Genomic DNA, 464 nt, shown 5'->3' on the forward strand with positions numbered 1-464 from the left:
GTACCATGACCGTTACAATCATTTGCTGAACCACCTACAAACGATCTTGCATATGTAGAGTTAGTAACAACATTAAGGTCTGGATGATCTAAATCAATACCACTATCGATAATCCAAATCCACTCATCTTTAGCCGCACCATTAGCAAAACCACCTGCTCTTGTAATACCACAAGGAGTTTGTTGAGCCATTCGTTGAGATATACCTCTAGATTGTACATCTTCTACTTGAAAGTCTGGTAACTCAACTATTCTATCGTGCTCGATAGCAGCTACATTAGGATCTTGAGATAATGCTTTAAATTCCTGGTCACTTAATTTTACAGCTAATCCTGAAATTTTTGTAGTGTAGTAATCTAAAACATTACTTTGATCTAAACCATTTTCAGATAAAATCGTTTTCATTTTTGAAATCGATTTAGCTGAAATATCATCTGCAGCTTTAGCTTTTAAATTTCTATCAGT

General features: G+C 34.7%; 1 protein-coding gene. It reads right to left on the reverse strand.

Annotation, left to right across the window (positions count from 1 at the left end):
* The coding region (locus Q1A46_RS20750) for a S8 family serine peptidase (RefSeq protein ID WP_299683568.1) at window positions 1–464 on the reverse strand (464 nt) is incomplete at both ends.

Source organism: uncultured Tenacibaculum sp., from assembly GCF_947502995.1.
Lineage (GTDB): Bacteria > Bacteroidota > Bacteroidia > Flavobacteriales > Flavobacteriaceae > Polaribacter.